The sequence below is a fragment of the Delftia sp. DT-2 genome (genome assembly GCF_028401915.1).
In the GTDB taxonomy this organism is placed as follows: domain Bacteria; phylum Pseudomonadota; class Gammaproteobacteria; order Burkholderiales; family Burkholderiaceae_C; genus Comamonas; species Comamonas tsuruhatensis.
This window is the reverse complement of the sequence record NZ_JAQOTI010000013.1, coordinates 159,351-181,413: the sequence shown is the minus strand read 5'-3', so window position 1 is coordinate 181,413 and position 22,063 is coordinate 159,351. Positions and strand designations below refer to the sequence as shown.

The following is a 22,063-nucleotide window of genomic DNA, read 5'->3' as shown; positions in this document are numbered from 1 at the left end:
ATGTCACAAAGCCTTCTTACAGTCCAGCCATCGCATCTTTCAACCCCTAAGAGGTCTGTACATGAAGTTGTCTGTGATTCACATTCTGGTGGCTGGTGCTCTGTCTGCGGGCGGCGTGGGCCAGGCCCTGGCTCAGCAGGAAGCCACCGGCGCAGGCGCCAGCTTCCCGGCTCCGCTGTACTCCAAGTGGGCTGCGGACTACAACAAGGCCACCGGCGTGAAGATCAACTACCAGTCCGTGGGCTCCAGCGCCGGCATCAAGCAGATCGAAGCCAAGACCGTGGACTTCGGCGCCTCCGACGAGCCGCTCAAGGATGAAGAACTGGCTAAGAAGGGTCTGGTGCAATTTCCCACCGTGATCGGCGGCATCGTGCCCGTGGTCAACATCAAGGGCATCCAGCCCGGCCAGCTCAAGCTGACCGGCCAGGTGCTGGGCGACATCTACCTGGGCAAGATCAGCAAGTGGAATGACGAGGCCATCAAGGCCCTGAACCCGGGCGTGAACCTGCCTGACGCCACCATCGCTCCCGTGCGCCGCGCTGACGGCTCGGGCACCACCTTCGGCTTCACCAACTACCTGTCCAAGGTCAATGCCGAGTGGAAGGAAAAGGTTGGCGAAGGCAAGGCTGTGAACTGGCCCACGGGCGCAGGCGGCAAGGGCAACGAAGGCGTGGCCGCCTTCGTGGGTCGCCTGCCCAACTCCATCGGCTACGTCGAGTACGCCTACGTCAAGCAAAACAAGCTGACCTACACCCAGCTGCAGACCGCAGGCGGCACCTTCGTGTCCCCTGATGACGCCACCTTCAAGGCCGCTGCTGCCGGTGCCGACTGGGCCAAGAGCTTCTACCAGATCCTGACCAACCAGCCTGGCAAGGAGGCATGGCCCATCACCTCGGCCACCTTCATCATCATGCACAAGGCCCAGGACAAGCCTGCACAGGCCGCTGCCTCGCTGAAGTTCTTCGAGTGGGCCTACAAGTCCGGCGACAAGACCGCCACCGACCTGGACTACGTGCCCATGCCTGACGCCGTCAAGAACGTGATCTTCCAATCCTGGGGCCAGATCAAGGACACCTCCGGCACTGCCATTTCCCTGAAGTAAACCCTGAAAAGGGGGCCATGGCGCACCGCCGGCAGGTGCATCATGGCTCCCCTGATCTCTTCACAAACCGCGAATAAAGGCGCCTCACGTGTCCACAACGTCGCCCTCGAACTCGCTGGCCGCCTCTGCACAGGCTTCCCAGCGACGCACACCTTCTCCGCTACGCCCCCCGATGCTGTCGGGGCGCGTGGCGGATCGCTTGTTTGGCGCTCTCGCGCGTCTGGCCGCGCTGCTGACGCTGGGCCTGCTGCTGGCCATCCTGGCCTCGCTGCTGGTCGGTGCCTGGCCCGCCATCTATGAATACGGCCTGAGTTTCCTCGGCCGCAGTGTCTGGGACCCCGTTCGCAACGAATTCGGCGGCCTGGTCATGATCTACGGCACGCTGGCCACCTCGGCCATCGCTTTGCTGATTGCGGTGCCCGTGAGCTTCGGCATCGCGCTGTTCCTCACCGAGCTGTCGCCGGCCTGGCTCAAGCGCCCGCTGGGCACGGCCGTGGAGCTGCTGGCCGCCGTGCCTTCCATCGTCTACGGCATGTGGGGCCTGATGGTGTTCGGCCCCGTGCTGTCCACCTATGTGCAGCAGCCCCTGCAAAAGCTGTTCCAGGGCGTTCCCTATCTGGAGGCCTTCGTGTCCGGCCCGCCGGTGGGCATCGGCATCCTGTCGGCCGGCATCATCCTGGCCATCATGATCATTCCCTTCATCGCCTCCGTGATGCGCGATGTGTTCGAGGTCACTCCGGCCCTGCTCAAGGAGTCTGCCTATGGCCTGGGTTCCACGACCTGGGAAGTGGTCTGGAAGGTGGTTCTGCCCTACACCAAGACCGGCGTGCTCGGCGGCGTGATGCTGGGCCTGGGCCGTGCATTGGGCGAGACCATGGCCGTGACCTTCGTGATCGGCAACATGAACCAGCTCAACTCGCTGTCGGTCTTCGAGGCTGCCAACAGCATCACCTCGGCCCTGGCCAACGAGTTCGCCGAAGCGGGCGAGGGCCTGCACCAGGCTTCGCTGATCTATCTGGGTCTGGTGCTGTTCTTCATCACCTTCGTGGTGCTGGCTTGCTCCAAGGTCCTGCTCAACCGCCTGCAAAAGAATGAAGGAGCACGCTCGTGAGCAGCACCTCCACCAAGATGATCAATGCCGCCGAGCTGTCGCGCGTGCGCCAGGCCAAGTATGCCCAGCGCAAGCGTGTGAACCAGGTGGCGCTGACCCTGTCCCTGGCTGCCATGGCCTTCGGCGTGTTCTGGCTGATCTGGATTCTGTGGGAGACCATCACCCTGGGCATCGGCGGCCTGAGCCTGGCACTGTTCAGCGAGATGACGCCTCCGCCCAATGAGGCCGGTGGCATTGCGAACGCCATCTTCGGCTCGCTGATCATGGTGGCGCTGGCCACGTTCGTGGGCACGCCCATCGGCGTGATGGCCGGTGTCTACCTGGCTGAATACGATGCGCGTGGCTGGCTGGCCAATACCACACGCTTCGTCAACGACATCCTGCTGTCGGCGCCGTCCATCGTGATCGGCCTGTTCGTCTACACCGTGGTCGTGGCGCGCTTCAAGAGCTTTTCCGGCTATGCGGGCGTGGTGGCGCTGGCGCTGATCGTGATTCCCGTGGTCATCCGCACCACCGAGAACATGCTGGTGCTGGTGCCTGCCAGCCTGCGCGAAGCCGCCTACGCGCTGGGCACGCCCAAGTGGAAGGTCATCATCATGGTGACGCTGCGTGCAGCGCGCGCCGGCGTGATCACCGGCGTGCTGCTGGCCGTGGCCCGCATTGCCGGCGAGACCGCCCCGCTGCTGTTCACGGCGCTGAACAACCAGTTCTGGAATGCCGACCTGTCCAAGCCCATGGCCAGCCTGCCGGTGACCATCTTCAAGTTCGCGATGAGCCCTTACGAGAATTGGCAGCAACTGGCCTGGGCCGGTGTGTTCCTGATCACCGTGGCGGTGCTCGGTCTCAATATCCTGGCGCGGTTCCTGACCCGCCAGAAGTAATGCAGCAACAAGCAATCAACCAGGACAAGGATTCCGCAATGACTGCGACCTCTTCCAGCGCGCTGACCTCTTCCAAGCTGACGGTGCGCGACCTGAACTTCTACTACGGCAAGTTCCACGCCTTGAAGGGCATCAACCTGGACATTCCCGAAAAGAAGGTCACGGCTTTCATCGGCCCGTCGGGCTGCGGCAAGTCCACGCTGCTGCGCACCTTCAACCGCATGTTCGAGCTGTATCCCGAGCAGCGCGCCGAAGGCCAGATCTTGCTGGACGGCGAGAACCTGCTGACCAGCAAGCAGGACGTGGCGCTGATCCGCGCCAAGGTCGGCATGGTGTTCCAGAAGCCCACGCCGTTTCCCATGTCCATCTATGACAACATCGCCTTCGGCGTGAAGCTGTTTGAAAACCTCAGCTCCTCCGACATGGACGACCGTGTGGAATGGGCACTGCGCAAGGCGGCCCTGTGGGGCGAGGTCAAGGACAAGCTGCAGCAAAGCGGCTCGGGCCTGTCCGGTGGCCAGCAGCAGCGCCTGTGCATTGCACGCGGCATTGCCATCAAGCCCGAAGTGCTGCTGCTCGACGAGCCCTGCTCGGCCCTGGACCCGATCTCCACGGCCAAGATCGAGGAGCTGATTGCCGAACTGAAGAACGACTACACCGTCGTCATCGTCACGCACAACATGCAGCAGGCGGCCCGCTGCAGCGACTACACGGCCTACATGTACCTGGGCGACCTGGTGGAATTCGGAGACACCGAGCAGATGTTCTTCAAGCCCCAGCGCAAGGAAACGGAAGACTACATCACCGGCCGCTTCGGCTGAGCAGGAGCCATCGATGACCGAAAAACACCTTTCCAGCCAGTTCGACAGCGAACTCAACCGCGTCTCGGCGCGCGTAATGGAACTCGGCGGCCTGGTCGAGTCCCAGATCCGCCAAGCCGTCTATGCGCTGTCGCGCTTCAGCATCGAGGCCGTGGAGCAGGTCGATGCCGCAGAAAAGCGCGTCAATGCCATGGAAGTGGAGATCGACCACGAACTGTCGTCCATCATTGCCCGACGCCAGCCCACGGCGCGCGATCTGCGCCTGCTGATCGCCTTCTCCAAGGCCACGGCCAACCTGGAGCGCATGGGCGACGAAGCGCACAAGATGGCGCGCATGGTCAAGTCCATCATCGAAAGCGGCGCCGCACGCTCCCTGCCCACGGGCGACCTGCGCACTGCGGCCGAGATGGCCTCGGGCCTGCTGCGCAAGACGCTGGACGCCTTTGCGCGGCTGGACACCAAGGCGGCCGTGGCCATCCTCAAGGAAGATGACCTGATCGACCAGGAGTTCGACGGCTTTGTGCGAAAGCTCATCACCTACATGATGGAAGACCCGCGCACCATCTCGGCCAGCCTGGACCTGCTGTTCCTGGCCAAGGCCATTGAGCGCATCGGTGACCACTCCAAGAATGTGGCCGAGCTGATCATCTATCTGGTGGAGGGCAAGGATGTCCGCCACCAGACCATGGATGCCATCGAGTCGGCAGTGCTGTAAGTGCCGGAGGCGAACAACGGATGAAGAAGATGCCCATGGTCCTTATCGTCGAGGACGAGCCCGCCATCGCGGAGCTGATCGCTGTCAACCTGCGGCACAACGGCTTCCAGCCGGTCTGGGCCGAGGACGGCGTGACCGCGCAGCGCGAGCTCGATGCCGTGCTGCCCGACGTGATCCTGCTCGACTGGATGCTGCCCGGTGCCAGCGGTCTGGCCCTGGCGCGCAAGTGGCGCGCCGACAGCCGCACCAAGGCCGTACCCATCCTGATGCTCACGGCGCGCGGCGATGAGCCGGACAAGGTGGCGGGGCTCGATGCGGGTGCCGATGACTACATCACCAAGCCCTTCTCGACCCAGGAGCTGCTGGCGCGCATCCGTGCCGTGCTGCGGCGCCGCGCGCCCGAGCAGATCCAGGACAAGGTCAGCATCGGCGAGCTGGTGCTCGACGCCGCCGCGCACCGCGTGAGCTGGCAGGGCGACATGATCAAGGTGGGCCCCACCGAGTTCAAGCTGCTGCACTATCTAATGAAGCACCCCGAGCGTGTGCACAGCCGTGCCCAGTTGCTGGACAAAGTCTGGGGCGATCACGTCTTCATCGAGGAGCGCACGGTGGACGTCCACGTCAAGCGGCTGCGCGAGGCGCTGGGCATGGCCGGTGCATTGATCGAAACGGTGCGGGGCGCCGGCTACCGGCTCAGCGCGCAGGCGCTGGCCTGAGGCGGTCCTGCGTTCCAATGAATCCACGCATGGCCCCCGCAGGCCATGCCCGGGCGCCGCTGCCCCAGGCAGCGAATACAACGCAAAGAAGGCGCAAGTATGGGTTGGCGAGGTTTTCGCTTGTTGGCGTCCCAGATCGCGGGCGCATTGCTGGGATGGTGGCTGTGGGGCGCCATGGCGGCCTCCAGCCCCGGCATGGCGTCACAGGCCGTGGCGGCCCTGGCGGGTGCGTTGTGCGCGGGCTGGATCTGGTGGCTGGTGGACAGCTGGAACGCCATGCGCCTGCTGTCCTGGCTGCGCCAGTCGGAGCTGCGGGAGGCGCCTGAACTCAGCGGCATCTGGGGAGAAGCCAGCGTGCGCATGCGCCGCTGGCTGCGCCAGAGCGTGCAGCAGGTGCAGCAGGGCGACCAGCGGCTCAATGACATTCTTTCTGCCCTGCAGGCCAGTCCCAACGGCGTGGTCCTGCTGGATGCCGACGGCCGCATCGAATGGTGCAACCAGATCGCGGCGCGCCAGTTCGGCTTCGATGCCGAACGCGACCTGCTGCAAAGCATTGGCAACCTGGTGCGTGACCCCGAGTTCAGCGCCTATTTCGCCACCCAGGATTTCTCGCGCGATCTGGTCATGCAGGGCCGCGAAAGCACGGCCTCGCGCCCCGTCAAGCTGTCGGTGCAACTGTACGGCTATGGCGAAGGGCGCAAGCTGCTGCTGGCGCGCGATGTGACCGCGGTGGAGCAGGCCGAGGCCATGCGCCGTGACTTCGTGGCCAACGTCTCGCATGAAATCCGCACGCCGCTGACCGTGCTCGTGGGCTTTGTCGAGACGCTGCAGAACCTGCCGCTGGAGCCCGAGGAACGCAACCGCTACCTGGGCCTGATGGCCCAGCAGGCCGAGCGCATGCAGCATCTGGTGGAAGACCTGCTGGCGCTGTCGCGCCTGGAGGGCAGTCCGCTGCCCAGCAGCAACGAATGGGTGCCCGTGGCCCAGCTCATGCAGCGCTGCGAAAACGAGGCACGCGGCCTGTCGTCCATGCTGACGCGCAAGCAATCCCTGCCGCATGCGCTGAGCTTTCCGTCGGCCGAGATGCTGGCGCAGGCCGGCGAGGTGGCCGGCGCCAGCGCCGAGCTGCAAAGCGCCTTCTCCAACCTGCTGGCCAACGCCATGCGCTACACACCGGCAGGCGGGCGCATCGACGTCACCTGGGAGACCTTGCCCGATGGATCGGCACGCTTTGCCGTGCAGGACTCCGGGCCAGGGATCGAGCCCAAGCACCTGGCGCGCCTGACGGAACGCTTTTACCGCGTGGACCGCAGCCGTTCGCGCGATACCGGCGGCACGGGCCTGGGCCTGGCCATCGTCAAGCATGTGCTGCAGCGCCATGGTGCCAAGCTGGGCATCACCAGCGCGCCGGGCCAGGGATCGGAGTTTTCGGTGACCTTTCCGGCCAGCCGGGTGCGCATTCCTGCGCCCGAGGCCCGTGACAGCAGCGACAGCCGGGGCAGCCGCGCCGCATAGCGCGCTCTGACGGATGGCCGCTGCCCGCTCAGCGGTTTGTGGCCTTGCGTACGACCGCGCTGAACACCACGGCGGTCACCAGCAGCGCACAGGCGCTGCCGGCCCAGAAGGGGGCGGGCGTGCCCGGGTGCAGCCAGGCGGGCAGGACGCTGTCCGTGCCATAGGCCAGCCAGTATCCGCCGGCCAGACCGCCACCCCATAGCAGCAGGCAATAGATGACCAGCGGCGCCACGGTGATGCGGTAGCAGCGCAGCACGAAGATGCAGAAAGTCTGGATGGCGTCCGCCACATGGTAGGCAGCCACCCAGGCCAGCAGGCTGGCGGTGACGGCCACCACCTCGGGGTTGCCGCTGTAGATGCGGGCCAGGCCCTCGCGGGAAAGGAACAGCGCAGAGGCCAGCACCAACCCGCCCATTGCCGCCAGTCGCCAGCCCATGGCGACCAGGCGCCGCGCCGTGACCTCGTCGCCGGCGCCGCGCCAGTAGCTGACCCGTGCGCTGGTGGCAATGGCCAGTGACAGAGGCACCATGTAGCACAGCGCCGCAAGGTTGGCGGCGATCTGGTGGCTGGCCGAGGCCAGCGTGCCCTGGCGCGCCACGAACAAGGCCATCAGCGTGAACGATGTCACCTCCACCAAAATCGCCAGTCCCGCCGGAATGCCCAGGCGCGCGAACTGCGCCAGCTGGGGCCAGTCCGGCGGCTCCATGCGCTGCCACAGCGCCAGCGGTGCGTACAGGCGTTGGCTGCGCATCAAAGACAAGGCCAGCGCGACCATGGCGTAGTTCACGATCAGCGTGGCCCAGGCGCAGCCTTCGGCGCCCAAGGCCGGCAGGCCGGCTCCGCCAAAGGCCAGCCAGATGGACAAAGGGATCTTGATCAGCAGCGACACCAGCTGCAGCCAGGTCACCAGCAAGGGGTGGCCCAGCGCCTGGTTGAGCGTGCTGTAGATGCGAAACAGCAGGGCGGCCGGCAGGCTCCAGGCCAGCACCGAGAGATAGGCCCGCACCTGCACCTGCAGCGGCAGCGGAACATCGGCCCAGCGCAGCAGTGCATCGGGAAACAGCAGCACGCCCATGCCCACGGCGCAGGCCGCCAGCAGCATGTACATGGCCTGCCGCAGCGTGCGGCCTATGTCCTGGGGCTGTCCGGCGCCGCGGTGCTCGGCCCACAGCGGCAGCAGGGCCTGGAAAATGCCCATCAGCGAGACGTAGACGCTCACGAAGATGGCTGATCCCACGGACAGCGCCGCCAGCGCCTCCTCTGAATAGCGGCCCGCCACGATGGTGTCGGTCACGCCGAAGGCCATCACGGCCAACTGCCCGGCCAGCACGGTCAGGGCATGCTGGGCAATGGTGCGTCGCTCTGCGCTCAGGGGGGCGTGCGCTGGCAGGTTCATGGCTTGACCTGGACGGGCCTCGCCTCAGGCCTGCGTTTCAAGACCAGAAGGAAGTCCTTGCGGTCGGTGGGGCGTACCACGCGGGCCACGGTCTCCCAGGTGGCCTGCAGGCGTGCGCTGTGAGGATCCAGCCAGGTTTCTTCCTCGGCCACCATCCAGTCGCAGCGCGCGGCACCGGCCATGCTCAGGCGCTGGGTATCGATGTCACCGTAGTAGCGCAGCGCGGCAATGTGGGCGCGCGGCAGGCCATAGGTTTGAACGCAGCTGCCGTCCCTGGGCAGTTCGGCCAGTACCAGGCGCATCTGTGGCTCGAAGCTGCGCGCATGGTCCATCAGCGGCAGCCACAGCGTCATCAGCAGCAGCCAGGCCAGCGTGGCGCCACTGGCGGGCAGCACCAGGCTCTTCCAGATGGCCGCACGGTTGCGCGAGGTGCGCCAGGCCACGAGCACACACCAGGCCAGGGTGGCGGCCACCGCCACGGCGAAGGACAGCACCGAGAATTCCGGCGTGAACTGCGGGGCCAGCCTTGCCACATTGGCGGCGGGCTTGGCGGGAATGCCGGTCTGCAGCGAAAGCCAGATCACCCAGATGGCAATGGCCGCGGCGCTGAAGAACAGCAGGGTGAACCAGTCGATCAGGGCGCTGATGCTGCGGCGCAGCGTGGGCAGGGCAAAGGCCGCCAGCGTGGCGATGGCGGGCAGGCCCAGCAGCAGGGCGCGGTCTGCTGGCAGCGTGCTCAACGAAGCGATCACCGGAATGATGGCAAACCACAGCGGCAGCGCCAGATGGGGATAGCGCCGGGGCGTGGCGATCTGGCGACGCCAAACCCACAGCGTCCACAGTGCCAGCGGCCAGGCGGGCCAGCTGAACCACAGCAGCAGCCTGACCAGGCTTTGCCATTCCTTTGCAGTGCCGCTGTCCACCACGCGCCAGGCCCACTGGTCCAGCCACCAGGACAGTGCGGCCGCCAAGATCGTCACCGCCAGCCACAGCACGGTCCACAGGCGTGATGCGCGTGGGGCGGGCGTGGCTTCGTCGCCCCAGGTGCGCGAGAAGAAAGCCATGGCGGTACCGCCCAGGCCGAACAGCGTGGCCACGGTCGGCGCGCCGCTCAGTGCCAGGCCGGGCAGGCCCAGCAGCAATGCCAGCGTGGCCGTGCGGCCGTGGTAGGGCATGGCGGCGGCGGCAAAGAACAGCAGGGCCGCGCAGCCCAGCTGGGTCATGTAGCTGGTGGTTTCGTGGGAGAGCTGGGCCAGGCCCAGGCAGGCCACCAGGGCCAGCAACCCTCCGTCGGCCATGGCGCGCGCATAGTCGGTAGGCTGGGCCTCACCACCAAAGGCAAAGGCCACGGGGCGTGCCCCCGGTGTGCGCGCCAGGTAGTACACGCCCCACCAAGTGGCCGCCAGCGTGATCACCAGCATGGCGATAAAGGGCAGGCGTGCCGCCATCTCCGGGTGCAGCCAGGAAGGTGCTCCCTGCATGGCCAGCGCACCGAGCCAGTACGAGAGCAGGCCTTCGGATTCGGGCAGCAGCCCCGCCATGCGCGGTGCCAGCCAGGAGGTATGGCCCAGGGCCAGCTCCCGCATGTAGCCGAAGGCCTCCATGTCGGCCATGCGCCAGGGGCTGCGCCCCACATATCCGGGCACGACATAGGCCAGGCACAGCAGCAGCAGCGACCAGCGCGGCAGGCGGCGCACGGCGCTTTGGGCAACGATGGCAGGGGTGGGCTGGTTCACTCACAGGACTTTCTGCAACGGAGGGCGCAAGAATACGCGAAGCAAGGGCCTCGAAAAGAATGGGGCATGCCTGGCCGGCATGGATTGGCCGGACTGCGAAAAACAAAAGGGCAGCGCGGTTGCCCGTGCTGCCCTTCTGGCCGGAGAAGCAGGATTTACTTCTTGCCGAAACGGTTGCGGAAGCGCTCCACACGGCCGCCCATGTTGTCCACCGACTTTTGCGTGCCGGTGTAGAAGGGGTGCGACTCGGACGAGGTGTCCAGCTTGAACAGGGGGTAGTCCTTGCCTTCGAAGGTTTCGGTTTCCTTCGTGTTCACGCAGGAGCGGGTCACGAACTTGAAGCCGTTGGACAGGTCCACGAACAGCACTTCGCGGTAGTTGGGGTGGATGCCTTCTTTCATGATCTTTCCTTCTGATGCAAGTGCGGTAGCCGTGCCTGACCCGCTGCAACCTTTGTAGCGGTTCAAATCAAGCGTACTTTCCGCAAGAAAAAGCCCTGCATTATCGCATAGTGCTCAGTTCCGTGCCAAACCCGCAGGCCTGGGGCCCGTGTACGCCGCGCGCGGACGGATGATTTGCCGGGTGGCGCGCTGCTCCAGCGCCTGCGCCAGCCAGCCGGCGCAGCGGCCCAGCGCGAACAGGCCGAAGGCGCTGCCCGGCGGCAGCTGCAGATGCCGTCGCAGGGCCACCAGCGCGAAATCGACCGAAGGCGCCTGCCCCGTCAGCGCCATCACCTCCTTGGCCAGCATCGTTGCCGGGCCATGCGCCGGCAGCATGTCAAGCAGCAGGGCGGCACGCACGTCGCCATCAGGGTAGAGGTGGTGGCCGAAGCCGGGCAGGGATTCGCCGCGCGCCAGACGCTGGCGCAGGCGGGTGGCGATCTGCTGCTCGCCCACCTCGTCCCACAGCGCTTCCACGCGCGCGGTCGTGCCGCCGTGGCGCCCGCCTGTCAAAGCGGCAAGGCCTCCCACCACGGCAGCGCGCAGGCTTGCGCCCGTGGAGGCCACGCAGCGCGCCGTGAAGCCTGATGCGTTGAGTTCATGGTCGGCGCACAGCACCAGGGCCATGCGCACGAGGTCCGCGCCTGGCGCGTCCAGCTTCCAGGCCCGTGCGCATTGCAGATGGATGGCGGCCTTGTCCGGCGCGGTGTCCAGCAGGCAGGCAGCCAGCAGGCGCAACAGCGCACCGCAGCCTGCCGCCAGCCGTTCGGGTGATTGCTGCCAGGCAGCGGTGGCCGTGTCATCGCTGGCGACGGTGAACAGGGGCAGCAATGTGTTTTCGCACGGTTGGCCTGCCATGCGCTGCTGCAGGTCGGACAGCAAAGGCGCGGCCTCCACGGCGTTTGCAGCGAAGGCTGCCTGGGTCGGGCATTGCCACAGGAGGGCGGCTGTCTCCTCCAGCGTGCGGGTTCGCGCCCAATGCACGGCGTCCTCGCCCCGGTAGTACAGGCGGCCCTTTTCTATCAATGTGATCGTGGACTCCAGTACCGGCAGGCCCCAGCTGAGCGCGGCCTGCGCCACTTCGCGCGGCTTGCGGCCCTGGCCGCGCTGGCGTGCGAGCTGCTCGACCTCTTCGCGCAGGTAGCGGCTTTGGCGCGGCGTGTCTGCGGCGTGGGCCTGCAGCAGGCCTCGGCTGACATAGGCGTACAGCGTGGCACGGCTCACGCCCAGCAGCGCGGTGGCCTCCGTGGAGTTCAGGTAGTCGGGCATGGGTCGATCATATGTTGATTAATTGAATCAATATTGACAATATTTACCAGGAACCTATGGTGCGAACTCCAAGCCTTGTTTCAGCTGCCAGGAGTGCTCCATGTCCCGTCTCCCTTTTCCCTGCGCTTTCGACCATTGCACCGGCCAGATCTGGGAGGCGCTGGATGGTGATCCGGTGGCGCTCCAACGTCTGGAGCAGCGAGGTCGTGGGTCCTTGGCCTCCGTGTTCCCGGTCTCCGATCTGGCGGCCGCCAGCCTGGGCGTGGCAGGCCTTTGCCTATCCGAGTTGATCGCGCAGCTCGACGCTGCAGCGCCGCGTGTGGTGGTGGATCGCAGGCTTGCCTCCTTGTGGTTTGGCCATAGCCTGCATCCGCAGGGCTGGGAGATGCCCGCGCTGTGGGATTCCGTGGCCGGCGACTACCGCACGGCGGACGGCTGGATTCGCCTGCATACCAATGCGCCCCATCACCGTGCAGCGGCACTGGCCGTTCTGGATGCGCCCGCCGAACGCGAGGCCGTGGCTGCCGCGGTCGAGCGCTGGGCAGCACAAGAACTGGAGTCGGCCGTTGTGGCGCAAGGCGGCTGTGCCGCAGCCATGCGCGGGCTGTCTGAATGGGCCGCGCACCCGCAGGGTCGCGCAGTGCAGCGGGAGCCCTTGCTGGCGTGGCAGATGCATCCACATCCGCATCCGCAATCGAGCCGGCATGCGGGTGCCTGGCAGCCATCGGCCAGACGGCCGCTGCAGGGGCTGCGCGTGCTGGACCTGACGCGCATTCTGGCCGGCCCCGCTGCCACGCGATGGCTGGCGGGTCACGGCGCCGAGGTGTTGCGCATCGATCCGCCGGGCTGGGAGGAGCCCGGCACGGTGCCCGAGGTCACGCTGGGCAAGCGCTGTGCCCGGCTGGACCTGCGGGCGCCACAGCATCGTGCCGTGTTCGAGCAACTGCTGGCCGGGGCCGATGTGCTGGTCCATGGCTACCGGGACGGCGCGCTGGAATGCCTGGGATTCGGTGCCGCGTGGTGTCGGCAGGTGAATCCTTCGCTCATCGACGTGTCGCTCAATGCCTATGGCTGGAGCGGGCCCTGGCAGCAGCGGCGCGGTTTCGACAGTCTGGTGCAGATGAGCGCTGGCATTGCCGATGCGGGCATGCACCGGCTGGGCCGTGACCGGCCCACGCCCCTGCCGCTGCAGGCACTGGACCACGCCACCGGCTATCTGATGGCTGCCGCCGTGGTGATGGCGCTGGTGCGGCGCATGCAGGGGCAGGGCGGCAGCACGGTGCGCGCCTCGTTGGCGCGCACGGCCCATCTCCTGGCGGGGCAGGGCGTCGGTGATCCGGACCCCTGCACGCTGGCGCCGGTGGACGGTTGTGCGGATTTCGGCGCGGCCGTCGAGGCCACTTCCTGGGGGCCCGCGCGGCGCCTGCGGGCGCCGGTGGAGGTGGCGGGCGCCCCCATGCACTGGGAGCGTGCGGCTTGCGCCCTGGGTACGGCTGCCGCTGCATGGTGAGCTGAATGCAAAACGCCCCGCGTGAGCGAGGCGTTCGCAGGTGCCGTGGGCTGGATCTCTGAGATCAGCCGCCGCGGCGCATCATGTCGAAGAAGTCCACGTTGGTCTTGGTGGCCCGCATGTTCTTGATCATCAGCTCCATGGCCTCGATCTCGTCCATGTTGTACATGAACTGGCGCAGGATGCGGGTCTTTTGCAGGATCTCGGGAGCCAGCAGCAGTTCTTCGCGGCGCGTGCCGCTCTTGTTGAGTTCGATGGCGGGGAACACGCGCTTTTCGTAGAGGCGGCGGTTCAGGGCCAGTTCGCTGTTGCCCGTGCCCTTGAACTCTTCGAAGATCACTTCGTCCATGCGGCTGCCGGTATCGACCAGGGCCGTGGCGATGATGGTCAGCGAGCCGCCTTCTTCCACATTGCGCGCCGCGCCGAAAAAGCGCTTGGGGCGCTGCAGCGCGTTGGAGTCCACGCCGCCCGACAGCACCTTGCCCGACGAGGGCACGACGTTGTTGTAGGCGCGGGCCAGGCGGGTGATGGAGTCCAGCAGGATGACCACGTCCTTCTTGAGTTCGACCAGGCGCTTGGCGCGCTCGATCACCATCTCGGCCACGTGCACGTGGCGCGTGGCGGGCTCGTCGAAGGTGGAGGCGATGATCTCGCCCTTGACCGAACGCTGCATCTCGGTCACTTCCTCGGGGCGCTCATCGACCAGCAGCACCATCAGGTGAACGTCGGGATGGTTGGCCGTGATGGCGTGGGCGATGCTCTGCATCATCATGGTCTTGCCGCTCTTGGGCGGCGCGACGATCAGCGCGCGCTGGCCGCGGCCGATGGGGGCGATGATGTCGATGATGCGGCCGGTGATGTTCTCCTCGCCCTTGATCTCGCGCTCCAGGCGCAGCTGCTGGGTGGGGAACAGGGGGGTCAGATTCTCGAACAGCACCTTGTGCTTGTTCTGCTCGGGCGAGCCGCCATTGACGGAGTCGAGCTTGGTCAGGGCAAAGTAGCGCTCGCCATCCTTGGGCGTGCGCACTTCGCCTTCGATCATGTCGCCGGTGTGCAGGTTGAAGCGGCGGACCTGGCTGGGCGAGATGTAGATGTCGTCGGTGCTGGCCGTGTAGCTGGTGTCGGGGCTGCGCAGGAAGCCGAAACCATCCGGCAGGATTTCCAGCACGCCGTCGGCGAACACTTGTTCCCCGGCCTTGGCGCGCTTTTTGATGATGGCGAACATCAACTCTTGCTTGCGCATGCGACCGACGTTTTCGATCTCAAGCGCTTCGGCCTGCTTCAGGACTTCAGACACGTGCAGTGCCTTGAGTTCATTAAGGTGCATGGAGAGACTCCAGAACGGAGTGGAAAGAAACCAGGGGGAGGCGTTGAGCCAAGCGAAACACTGTGGAAGTGGGCTGGCTTGCCTGAGGGTCTCAGCGCGGCCTTCGATGCATAAGGCCGGTGATGAAGGGCATTATGACAGGAAAAAATCCGCAGGTCATAGGGAAATTTGCGCTGGCGCAGGGTTTGTGCGCCAGTGCGATGCGGTGCAGCGGTCGGCGCCGGGCCGCATGTTTGGCTGCCCCGGTGTAGGGGGCAGCCAGGAGAATCAGGCCAGGTGCTGGTCCAGGAAAGCAGACAGCTGTGCCTTGTTGAGGGCGCCGACCTTGGTGGCAGCCAGCTGGCCGTCCTTGAACAGCATCAGCGTGGGGATGCCGCGGATGCCGAACTTGGCCGGGATCTCGCGGTTCTCGTCCACATTCATCTTGGCGATGGACAGCTTGTCCTTGTAGGTCTGGGCTGCTTCGTCGAGGATGGGGGCGATCATCTTGCAGGGACCGCACCATTCGGCCCAGTAATCGACCAGCACCGTGGAGCCGGGTTGCAAGACGTCAGCTTCAAAGCTTGCGTCGGAGATGTGTTTGATCAGTTCGCTGGCCATGGGTGATGTCCTTGATTTTTCGCAATGAGGAAGGCGCAGGAAAATCCGCACCGCGAAATGATTGTGACAGAAACCTATCACCTGCTGCACCGTATGGGCGGTAGCTGGATGCTATGACTGTCATAGCTGTTTACGGGGCGGCAGCAGGGCTGCGGGGTCATCGGGAATTAGTGGCGCCTGCGCGCAGGACGGCCTGCGGCAGGGTATTCTGCGCGCCCGCGCTGCAGGCATATGAGTCTGCCGGCAGCGCAAAGTTGAATGCGAGCTTGGAATGGGAACTGATGTGATGGATGCTTTTGAACACAGCGCGGCGGCGCGCACGATGGACTGCGATGTGGCGGTGATCGGCGCGGGGCCTGCGGGCCTGATGGCGGCCGAAGGGCTGGCTAGCAAGGGGCTGACTGTCCATGTGTTCGAGGCCAAGTCCTCCGCAGGACGCAAGTTCCTCATGGCCGGCAAGGGCGGGCTCAACCTGACCCATTCCGAAAACCTGCCCGCCTTTGTCTCCCGCTATGGCGAGCGCAGTGCCGAGGTCTCGCGCTGGCTGGAGCTGCTGCCCCCGGATCAGCTGCGTGCCTGGGCCGGCGAGCTGGGCGTGGAAACCTTTGTGGGCAGTTCGGGCCGCGTATTCCCCAAGGACATGAAGGCTGCGCCCTTGCTGCGTGCCTGGCTGGTGCGTCTGCAGACCCAGGGCGTGGTCCTGCACACGCGCCACCGCTGGCTGGGTTGGGAGGATGGCGATGCGCTGGGCTTTGATACCCCCGAAGGGCGGCTGCAGGTGCACGCGAAGGCCGTGGTGCTGGCGCTGGGCGGCGGCAGCTGGGCGCGGCTGGGCTCGGATGGCGCCTGGATGCCCTGGCTGGAGCAGCGCGGCGTGGAAGTCGCTGCGTTGAAGCCCTCCAACTGCGGGTTCGATGTGGGCCTGGGCGGTGCGGCGCCGGGCGGGCAGATCGATCGCAGGGAATTCATGGCCGAGCTGCTGGGGGCCAGCCCCCAGCCTGCGCGCGGCTGGAGCCCCTATTTCACCGAGCGCTTTGCCGGCCAGCCTTTCAAGTCGGTGGCGCTGTCCTTTGATGATGGCCGGGGCAACGTTTTCTCGCGCAAGGGCGAATTCGTGGCCACGACCACGGGCGTGGAGGGCAGCCTGATCTATGCCGTCTCTGCCGCGCTGCGCGAAGCCATTGCGCGCGACGGGCATGCCACCGTCCATCTCGACCTGCTGCCCCAGTTGACACCCGAGCGCGTGCTGGCGGAGGTGCGCCATCCGCGTGGCTCACGCAGCCTGGCCAGCCATCTGAAGGGGCGCCTGGGCCTGGACGGCATCAAGGCCGCCGTGCTGCATGAGGTGCTGGGCAAGGACGGCGTGGCCGATCCCGCGCGGCTGGCCCAGGCCATCAAGGCCCTGCCCATCACCTTGGTGGCGGCCCGGCCCATCGATGAGGCCATCAGCACCGCAGGTGGCGTGCGGCTGCAGGCGCTGGATGCCAATGGCATGTGCGTGGCTGCGCCCGGCGTTTTCTGTGCCGGCGAAATGCTGGACTGGGAGGCTCCCACGGGTGGCTACCTGCTGACGGCATGCATGGCCAGCGGCGTGCACGCGGCACAGGGCGTTGCCCGCTATCTGAAGGTGGATGGCGAGACGCGTTGAGGAGAGAAGGGGCCGCTGCGGGCGTGGACGGGGCAGGCGCCCGCAGGGCCTGCTGTTCAATGGAAGGTGACGAGCCTTGCCCTCGGCACTGGTTTCACGGTTAGGGCTGCTTGGTTCCCCACCTGACCCGGTTGGCCGCTTCCCCATGCGAGGAGGCCCGTCACTCTCGATTATAGGGGCAAACACCGGGCTGCCCGGGCGACAAGGCCGGCCAAACCCGGGGCGCACCGGGCGAGGGTGCTCAGCCCCGTAGAATCGCGGGATGTCTTATCTTGTGCTGGCCCGCAAATACCGCCCCCGCAATTTCTCTGAAATGGTGGGGCAGGAGCATGTCGTTCAGGCGCTCACCAATGCCCTGACGCAGCAGCGCCTGCACCATGCCTATCTGTTCACCGGCACGCGCGGCGTGGGCAAGACCACGGTCTCGCGCATTCTGGCCAAGTCGCTCAACTGCCAGGGCGCTGATGGCCAGGGCGGCATCACGGCAACGCCCTGCGGCGTCTGTGCGGCCTGTACCGAAATCGACAGCGGCCGCTTTCCCGATTACACCGAGCTGGACGCCGCCTCCAACCGCGGGGTGGACGAGGTGCAAAGCCTGCTGGAGCAGGCCGTCTACAAGCCGGTGCAGGGACGCTTCAAGGTCTTCATGATCGACGAAGTGCACATGCTCACGAACACGGCCTTCAACGCCATGCTCAAGACGCTGGAGGAGCCACCCGAGTACCTGAAGTTCGTGCTGGCCACCACCGATCCGCAGAAGGTGCCCGTGACCGTGCTCAGCCGCTGCCTGCAGTTCAACCTGCGGCCCATGGCGCCCGAGACCGTGCTGGAGCATCTGGGCCAGGTGCTTGGCCAGGAAGGCGTGGCTTCCGAACCCCAGGCCCTGCGCCTGCTGTCTCGCGCCGCGCGCGGCTCCATGCGCGATGCGCTGTCGCTGACCGACCAGGCCATTGCCTTTGGCAGCGGCCAGCTGCAGGAGTCCATGGTGCGCCAGATGCTGGGCAGCGTGGACCGCAGCCATGTGTTCCGCCTGATCGAGGCACTCGCCCAGGCCGATGGCCAGGTGGTGGTGGAAACCTCCGAGGCGCTGCGCCGCAATGGCCTGTCTGCAGCCTCCACGCTGGAGGAAATGTGCGCCGTGCTGCAACGCATGGCTGTGGCGCAGGCTGTGCCACAGATGGCCGCCGACGCCAGCGATCCGGAGGCCGCTGAAATTGCCCGTCTTGCGCTGCTGATGCCGCGTGATGAAACCCAGTTGCTCTACAGCATCTGCCTGCACGGCCGGGCCGAACTGGGCCTGGCGCCCGACGAGTACGCGGCGCTGACCATGGCGCTGCTGCGGCTGCTGGCGTTCAAGCCGCAATCTGCAGAGCCCGCCACGGGCGCGGCTGAAAAAAAAACTCCAGCGCTGACCCCCTCCACGGCGAAGCCTGAATCTCCCGCGCCCGTTGCGCAGACGCGGCCCGCACAGCCCGCTGTGCCCGAGGCTCCCGCTGCCCCAGCCAAGGCGGCCATGCCCGTCCCGGTCGCGCCTCCTGCTCCCGTCGCGCCTGTCGCATCTCCCGTGACCGCTGCGCCCGCCGTGGTCGCTCCCGTGGTGCAAGCCGTTGCGGCTCCAGCGCCTGTTCAGGCGCCCGTGGCCGTGGCCGCAGTTGCCAGGCCGGAACCTGTGCTTGCGCCTGTCCAGGAGGCCAGGCCTTCCGCTGCTCCAGAGCTGAAGCCGGCCGCCGGTGTCGCCCAAGAGCTCCTGGACGAGCCTGTGGATGAGCCCGTGGACGATGTGCAGGAAGACGCAGACTCTTCTGCCGATGAGGCGCCGCAGGCGCAGGATGCCGATGCGCCGGACGAGGGTGCGCCGGACGAGGGTGCCTGGGCCGGGATGCCCGATGAGGGCTGGGCCGACGAAGGCCGCTGGAGCGATGACGGAGATCTGGCCCTGGAGCCGCCTGCCGCTGCCGTGGCACGGCAGTCCGAACCGCAGATCGACACTCAGATCGATGTGCAGGATTTCGCTCCTGAACGTGGCCGCCAGTCCCCGGATGCGCCACCCGCGCCGACCGTGGAGCGCACGGCCGAGGGCGATGTCTGGCACGCTGCCGTCCAGCAACTGGTGCAGGCCGAGGCCGTCACTGCGCTGGCGCGCCAGCTGGCGCTGCAGTCGCAGCTGGTGGCGCGCGAGGGCGATACTTGGACGCTGCGTGTGGAAAGCAGCTCGCTGGCCCAGCCCGCCACGCGCGAGCGCCTGCGTGTGGCGCTGGAGGCTGCCGGCCTGGCCCGGCAGCTGCATGTCGAGCAGGGCGCCGTGGTGGACAGCCCCGCGCGGCGCAATGCGGTGGCCAGCCATGAGCGCCAGCGCATTGCCGAAGACATCGTGATGAATCATTCTTTGGTGCAGACCCTGATCCGCAGCCATGGCGCGAAAATCGTGCCTGGCAGTATCAAGCCCGTATCCATTCAGCCCTGACACGCTCTAGAGCGTTTCGTTTTTACCCTACAGAAGAAGGAACTCACATGTTCAACAAAGGACAACTGGCCGGCCTGATGAAGCAAGCCCAGGCCATGCAGGACAACCTCAAGAAGGCCCAGGATGAACTGGGCAACATCGAGGTGGAAGGCGAGTCCGGCGCGGGCCTGGTGAAGGTGGTCATGACCTGCAAGCACGACGTCAAGCGCATCACCATCGACCCCAGCCTGCTGGCCGAAGACAAGGACATGCTGGAAGACCTGGTGGCTGCCGCCTTCAACGCTGCCGTGCGCAAGGCAGAAGAAACCTCCAACGAAAAGATGGGCAAGCTCACGGCCGGCATGCCCGGCCTGCCGGGCGGCATGAAGTTCCCTTTCTGAGGCTGGCCCCGAGAGGTTGTGCCGAACAGCCGGGAGAGGCCGTGACGGTTTCCCCAGCCACTCAATTGCGTTGAGCGGCCATCGAGCGATCTGCCCTTGCAGGTCGCTTTTTTTCTGAGAATCTTCTTCATTGAAAGGAAGCCGCCATGTCGGATGTGCAATCGCTCGATGGTCTGATCGAAGCCCTGCGCAGGCTCCCGGGCGTGGGCATCAAGTCTGCGCAGCGCATGGCCTTTCACCTGCTGCAGCGCGACCAGGACGGCGCGCGGCAGCTGGCCCGTGCCCTGACCACGGCCGTGGAGTCGGTAAGCCACTGCGAGCGCTGCCATACCTTCACCGAAGGCCGCATCTGCTCCATCTGCCAGGACGAAGGGCGCGACGCGGCCCGGCTGTGCGTGGTGGAGGCGCCTGCCGACATGGGGGCCATGGAACGCACGGGGGCTTACAACGGCTACTACTACGTGCTGATGGGGCGGCTGTCTCCGCTCGACGGCATAGGTCCGCGCGACCTGAATCTGTCATCCCTGCTGGAGCGCGCCGGCGACGGCAAGGTGCAGGAGGTGATCCTGGCCACCAGTTTCACGGCCGAGGGCGAGGCCACGGCCCATGCGATCAGCGAGGCGCTGAAAGCGCGCGGCATCCATGTGACGCGGCTGGCGCGCGGCGTGCCCATCGGCAGCGAACTCGAGTACGTGGACCTGGGTACGATCGCCCATGCGCTGGTGGATCGCCGGTAGTGGTGGAGGCGGCCAGCATTCCTTGTCTTTTCATCAGGAGCCCGTATGCCGACCTCTGTCGTCCTGCCGCCCGGCGGTTTTTCCCTTGCCCATTGGTGCCTGCTGGTGGCGGCCCTGCTGCCGCTGGCCTGCGCCTACATCGCCAAGGCGCCCGGAATGAAGCACCGGCCGGGGCAGCGCGGCTTCGACAACCACGACCCCCGCGCCTGGCTCGCCCAGCAGACCGGCTACCAGGCGCGGGCGAATGCGGCGCAGGCCAACAGTTTCGAGTGCCTGCCGTTCTTCATTGGCGCCTTGCTGGTTGCCTGGCAACTGGGCGCGCCAGCGGCGCGGGTCGATGGCCTTGCCGTGGCCTTCGTGGTGTTGCGCATCGCCTACATCGCCTTCTATGTGATGGACCGCGCCACGCTGCGCAGTCTGGCCTGGGCCCTGGCCCTGGTGGTGAATCTGCTGCTGTTTTTCGCAGGCTACCGCTGAGGCCTGCGGCCGCATCCGGCGCCCTCGTCCCGCGCAGGGCCTGCACCACAGGCCCTGCGGTGTTTCACGTACGGGCAAGCACCGATGCTGCGTATGCGGGCTCTGGGCATGATCGTGTTGCACTGCAGCAAAATAACCATCATGTCTTCCCACGTGCTTGATCGCCGAACCTTGTTGAGCCTTCTGGGGCTGGCTCCTCTTTGGTCGCTCCCTGTGCTCGGCTCGGCCGAGCTGCTGACGATTGCCGTGGGCGGCCAGGGCCTGCTGTACTACCTGCCGCTGGTGATTGCGCAGCAGCTGGGTTATTTCGAGGCCGAAGGCCTGGCCGTGCGCATTGAGGACTATCCAGGCGGATCGCAGTCGCTGCAGGCCCTGGAGTCGGGCGCCGCCGATGTCTGCGCGGGCGCCTATGAACACACGCTTCTTGCCCAGCAGCGCGGCAGCCAGCTGCGGGCCTTCGTCGTGCAGGGGCGTGCACCCCAGATCGCGCTGGGCGTGGCTGCGCGCTGGATGCCGCGCTACCAGACGCTGGCCGATCTGCGCGGGCGGCGCGTGGGTGTTTCCTCGCTGGGCGCATCCACGGCCCGGGCCATGCAACTGATGCTGCTGGGCGATGGCCTGGATCCCGCTGCGGTGCAACTGGTGGGCGTGGGCTCTGGGCCCGATGCCATGGAGGCGCTGCGCACCGGGCGTGTGCATGCGCTGTGCCATGCGGACCCGCTGATGAGCGTGCTGGAGGACAAGGGCGCCGTGCGCATCGTGCGGGACCTGCGTGATCTGCGCAGCAGCGCGCAGTTGTACGGCGGCTCCATGCCCTCGGGCACGCTGTATGCGACACAGGCCTTCTTGCGCAGGAACCCGGCCAAGGCCCAGGCGCTCAGCAACGCCATGGTGCGCTCGCTCAAGTGGCTGCAGACTGCCGCGCCCATGGATGTGCTGCGGGCCGTGCCTGCGCCCTATCTGCTGGGCTCCCGGCGCGCCTATCTGTCGGCCTTCGAGCACATGCGCACCACGATTTCGCCCGATGGGATGATGCCCGATGACGGGCCCGCCACGGCCCTGCGTGCGCTGGTCCGGCTCGACCCTGCGCTGGCGCGCGGCGGCATTGACCTGGAGCGCTCGTACACCAACGAATTCGTGCGCCAGTCCCGCCAGCGCTTTCACACCTGAGCCCGGCGGCCGCACGCAAAAAAGCCCGCGAAAGCGGGCTCCGTGACG

The 22,063-nt window shown here is 66.4% G+C and carries 20 protein-coding genes and 1 other RNA gene; 14 read left to right on the top strand and 7 right to left on the bottom strand.

Features of this window, described 5'->3' with window-relative positions; translation table 11 throughout:
- Window positions 1-61: 61 nt before the first annotated feature.
- The 7 genes from pstS (at window position 62) to phoR (ending at window position 6,861) form a co-directional block, all read left to right on the top strand.
- Entirely contained in the window at window positions 62-1,102 is a 1,041-nt protein-coding gene (gene pstS, locus PO605_RS23315) for a phosphate ABC transporter substrate-binding protein PstS (protein WP_016447462.1), read from the top strand.
- Between the two features lie 172 nt (window positions 1,103-1,274).
- Window positions 1,275-2,213 carry a phosphate ABC transporter permease subunit PstC gene (gene pstC / locus PO605_RS23310; RefSeq protein WP_016447461.1) on the top strand — a complete coding sequence of 313 codons (939 nt, stop codon included), beginning with the start codon at window positions 1,275-1,277 and terminating at the stop codon, window positions 2,211-2,213.
- A 17-nt stretch (window positions 2,214-2,230) separates the two neighbouring features.
- On the top strand, window positions 2,231-3,094 hold the full coding sequence (gene pstA, locus PO605_RS23305) for a phosphate ABC transporter permease PstA (protein WP_034347746.1): 864 nt from the start codon (window positions 2,231-2,233) through the stop codon (window positions 3,092-3,094).
- Window positions 3,095-3,132: 38 nt separating this feature from the next.
- Complete coding sequence (gene pstB / locus PO605_RS23300; protein WP_016447459.1) at window positions 3,133-3,915, top strand: phosphate ABC transporter ATP-binding protein PstB; 783 nt, start codon at window positions 3,133-3,135, stop codon at window positions 3,913-3,915.
- A gap of 13 nt (window positions 3,916-3,928) precedes the next feature.
- Window positions 3,929-4,630 (top strand): phosphate signaling complex protein PhoU, encoded by a 702-nt coding sequence (gene phoU / locus PO605_RS23295; RefSeq protein ID WP_016447458.1) that lies wholly within the window; start codon window positions 3,929-3,931, stop codon window positions 4,628-4,630.
- A gap of 20 nt (window positions 4,631-4,650) precedes the next feature.
- Window positions 4,651-5,346, top strand: coding sequence for a phosphate regulon transcriptional regulator PhoB (phoB, locus tag PO605_RS23290; protein ID WP_016447457.1), 696 nt, complete (start codon window positions 4,651-4,653; stop codon window positions 5,344-5,346).
- A gap of 120 nt (window positions 5,347-5,466) precedes the next feature.
- Window positions 5,467-6,861, top strand: a complete 1,395-nt coding sequence (gene phoR, locus PO605_RS23285) for a phosphate regulon sensor histidine kinase PhoR (RefSeq protein WP_016447456.1) — start codon at window positions 5,467-5,469, stop codon at window positions 6,859-6,861.
- A 28-nt stretch (window positions 6,862-6,889) separates the two neighbouring features.
- Here the strand turns inward: phoR and PO605_RS23280 are convergent, their stop codons facing one another.
- The 4 genes from PO605_RS23280 to PO605_RS23265 form a co-directional block, all read right to left on the bottom strand.
- Window positions 6,890-8,257, bottom strand: a complete 1,368-nt coding sequence (locus PO605_RS23280; RefSeq protein WP_047473909.1) for an MATE family efflux transporter — start codon at window positions 8,255-8,257, stop codon at window positions 6,890-6,892.
- The gene (locus PO605_RS23275) at window positions 8,254-9,993 is read right to left on the bottom strand and encodes a hypothetical protein (RefSeq protein ID WP_016447454.1); all 1,740 of its coding nucleotides are present in this window, start codon (window positions 9,991-9,993) and stop codon (window positions 8,254-8,256) included. Before PO605_RS23275 ends, PO605_RS23280 begins: the two co-directional genes overlap by 4 nt.
- 155 nt (window positions 9,994-10,148) lie before the next feature.
- Entirely contained in the window at window positions 10,149-10,394 is a 246-nt protein-coding gene (locus tag PO605_RS23270) for a type B 50S ribosomal protein L31 (protein ID WP_012206708.1), read from the bottom strand.
- A gap of 114 nt (window positions 10,395-10,508) precedes the next feature.
- Window positions 10,509-11,702 carry a citrate synthase family protein gene (locus tag PO605_RS23265; protein WP_047473910.1) on the bottom strand — a complete coding sequence of 398 codons (1,194 nt, stop codon included), beginning with the start codon at window positions 11,700-11,702 and terminating at the stop codon, window positions 10,509-10,511.
- A gap of 100 nt (window positions 11,703-11,802) precedes the next feature.
- Here PO605_RS23265 and PO605_RS23260 point away from each other — a divergent pair, with 100 nt between their 5' ends.
- Window positions 11,803-13,212 (top strand): CoA transferase, encoded by a 1,410-nt coding sequence (locus tag PO605_RS23260; RefSeq protein WP_272206913.1) that lies wholly within the window; start codon window positions 11,803-11,805, stop codon window positions 13,210-13,212.
- 64 nt (window positions 13,213-13,276) lie between these two features.
- On the opposite strand, the gene rho is transcribed toward PO605_RS23260, so the two are convergent.
- Both rho and trxA read right to left on the bottom strand, forming a co-directional pair.
- Window positions 13,277-14,539, bottom strand: a complete 1,263-nt coding sequence (rho, locus tag PO605_RS23255; RefSeq protein WP_016447451.1) for a transcription termination factor Rho — start codon at window positions 14,537-14,539, stop codon at window positions 13,277-13,279.
- A gap of 267 nt (window positions 14,540-14,806) precedes the next feature.
- Window positions 14,807-15,139 (bottom strand): thioredoxin TrxA, encoded by a 333-nt coding sequence (trxA, locus tag PO605_RS23250; RefSeq protein WP_016447450.1) that lies wholly within the window; start codon window positions 15,137-15,139, stop codon window positions 14,807-14,809.
- A gap of 271 nt (window positions 15,140-15,410) precedes the next feature.
- Between trxA and PO605_RS23245 the strand changes: the two genes are divergently transcribed.
- Entirely contained in the window at window positions 15,411-16,787 is a 1,377-nt protein-coding gene (locus tag PO605_RS23245; RefSeq protein WP_047474725.1) for a TIGR03862 family flavoprotein, read from the top strand.
- Window positions 16,788-16,852: 65 nt separating this feature from the next.
- On the opposite strand, the gene ffs is transcribed toward PO605_RS23245, so the two are convergent.
- Window positions 16,853-16,949: signal recognition particle sRNA small type (gene ffs / locus PO605_RS23240), an RNA gene on the bottom strand.
- Window positions 16,950-17,049: 100 nt separating this feature from the next.
- Between ffs and dnaX the strand changes: the two genes are divergently transcribed.
- From dnaX to PO605_RS23215, 5 genes are all read left to right on the top strand, one after another.
- The gene (gene dnaX, locus PO605_RS23235; RefSeq protein WP_047474727.1) at window positions 17,050-19,251 is read left to right on the top strand and encodes a DNA polymerase III subunit gamma/tau; all 2,202 of its coding nucleotides are present in this window, start codon (window positions 17,050-17,052) and stop codon (window positions 19,249-19,251) included.
- A 47-nt stretch (window positions 19,252-19,298) separates the two neighbouring features.
- Window positions 19,299-19,631 carry a YbaB/EbfC family nucleoid-associated protein gene (locus PO605_RS23230; protein WP_012206701.1) on the top strand — a complete coding sequence of 111 codons (333 nt, stop codon included), beginning with the start codon at window positions 19,299-19,301 and terminating at the stop codon, window positions 19,629-19,631.
- Window positions 19,632-19,777: 146 nt separating this feature from the next.
- Window positions 19,778-20,368 (top strand): recombination mediator RecR, encoded by a 591-nt coding sequence (gene recR / locus PO605_RS23225; RefSeq protein ID WP_017404532.1) that lies wholly within the window; start codon window positions 19,778-19,780, stop codon window positions 20,366-20,368.
- A gap of 45 nt (window positions 20,369-20,413) precedes the next feature.
- Window positions 20,414-20,845: an MAPEG family protein gene (locus tag PO605_RS23220; protein ID WP_047474730.1), complete on the top strand. Its 432-nt coding sequence runs from the start codon at window positions 20,414-20,416 to the stop codon at window positions 20,843-20,845.
- Window positions 20,846-20,929: 84 nt separating this feature from the next.
- Window positions 20,930-22,015 carry an ABC transporter substrate-binding protein gene (locus PO605_RS23215; protein WP_016447445.1) on the top strand — a complete coding sequence of 362 codons (1,086 nt, stop codon included), beginning with the start codon at window positions 20,930-20,932 and terminating at the stop codon, window positions 22,013-22,015.
- Window positions 22,016-22,063: the final 48 nt, after the last annotated feature.

Excerpts from the sequence above, each read along its gene's own strand:
- pstS (WP_016447462.1), top strand. The coding sequence starts at position 62 with ATGAAGTTGTCTGTGATTCACATTCTGGTGGCTGGTGCTCTGTCTGCG.
- pstC (WP_016447461.1), top strand. The coding sequence starts at position 1,275 with ATGCTGTCGGGGCGCGTGGCGGATCGCTTGTTTGGCGCTCTCGCGCGT.
- pstA (WP_034347746.1), top strand. The coding sequence starts at position 2,231 with ATGATCAATGCCGCCGAGCTGTCGCGCGTGCGCCAGGCCAAGTATGCC.
- pstB (WP_016447459.1), top strand. The coding sequence starts at position 3,133 with ATGACTGCGACCTCTTCCAGCGCGCTGACCTCTTCCAAGCTGACGGTG.
- phoU (WP_016447458.1), top strand. The coding sequence starts at position 3,929 with ATGACCGAAAAACACCTTTCCAGCCAGTTCGACAGCGAACTCAACCGC.
- phoB (WP_016447457.1), top strand. The coding sequence starts at position 4,651 with ATGAAGAAGATGCCCATGGTCCTTATCGTCGAGGACGAGCCCGCCATC.
- PO605_RS23280 (WP_047473909.1), bottom strand. The coding sequence starts at position 8,257 with ATGAACCTGCCAGCGCACGCCCCCCTGAGCGCAGAGCGACGCACCATT.
- PO605_RS23270 (WP_012206708.1), bottom strand. The coding sequence starts at position 10,394 with ATGAAAGAAGGCATCCACCCCAACTACCGCGAAGTGCTGTTCGTGGAC.
- PO605_RS23265 (WP_047473910.1), bottom strand. The coding sequence starts at position 11,702 with ATGCCCGACTACCTGAACTCCACGGAGGCCACCGCGCTGCTGGGCGTG.
- PO605_RS23260 (WP_272206913.1), top strand. The coding sequence starts at position 11,803 with ATGTCCCGTCTCCCTTTTCCCTGCGCTTTCGACCATTGCACCGGCCAG.
- rho (WP_016447451.1), bottom strand. The coding sequence starts at position 14,539 with ATGCACCTTAATGAACTCAAGGCACTGCACGTGTCTGAAGTCCTGAAG.
- trxA (WP_016447450.1), bottom strand. The coding sequence starts at position 15,139 with ATGGCCAGCGAACTGATCAAACACATCTCCGACGCAAGCTTTGAAGCT.
- PO605_RS23245 (WP_047474725.1), top strand. The coding sequence starts at position 15,411 with ATGGGAACTGATGTGATGGATGCTTTTGAACACAGCGCGGCGGCGCGC.
- dnaX (WP_047474727.1), top strand. The coding sequence starts at position 17,050 with ATGTCTTATCTTGTGCTGGCCCGCAAATACCGCCCCCGCAATTTCTCT.
- PO605_RS23230 (WP_012206701.1), top strand. The coding sequence starts at position 19,299 with ATGTTCAACAAAGGACAACTGGCCGGCCTGATGAAGCAAGCCCAGGCC.
- recR (WP_017404532.1), top strand. The coding sequence starts at position 19,778 with ATGTCGGATGTGCAATCGCTCGATGGTCTGATCGAAGCCCTGCGCAGG.
- PO605_RS23220 (WP_047474730.1), top strand. The coding sequence starts at position 20,414 with ATGCCGACCTCTGTCGTCCTGCCGCCCGGCGGTTTTTCCCTTGCCCAT.
- PO605_RS23215 (WP_016447445.1), top strand. The coding sequence starts at position 20,930 with ATGCTGCGTATGCGGGCTCTGGGCATGATCGTGTTGCACTGCAGCAAA.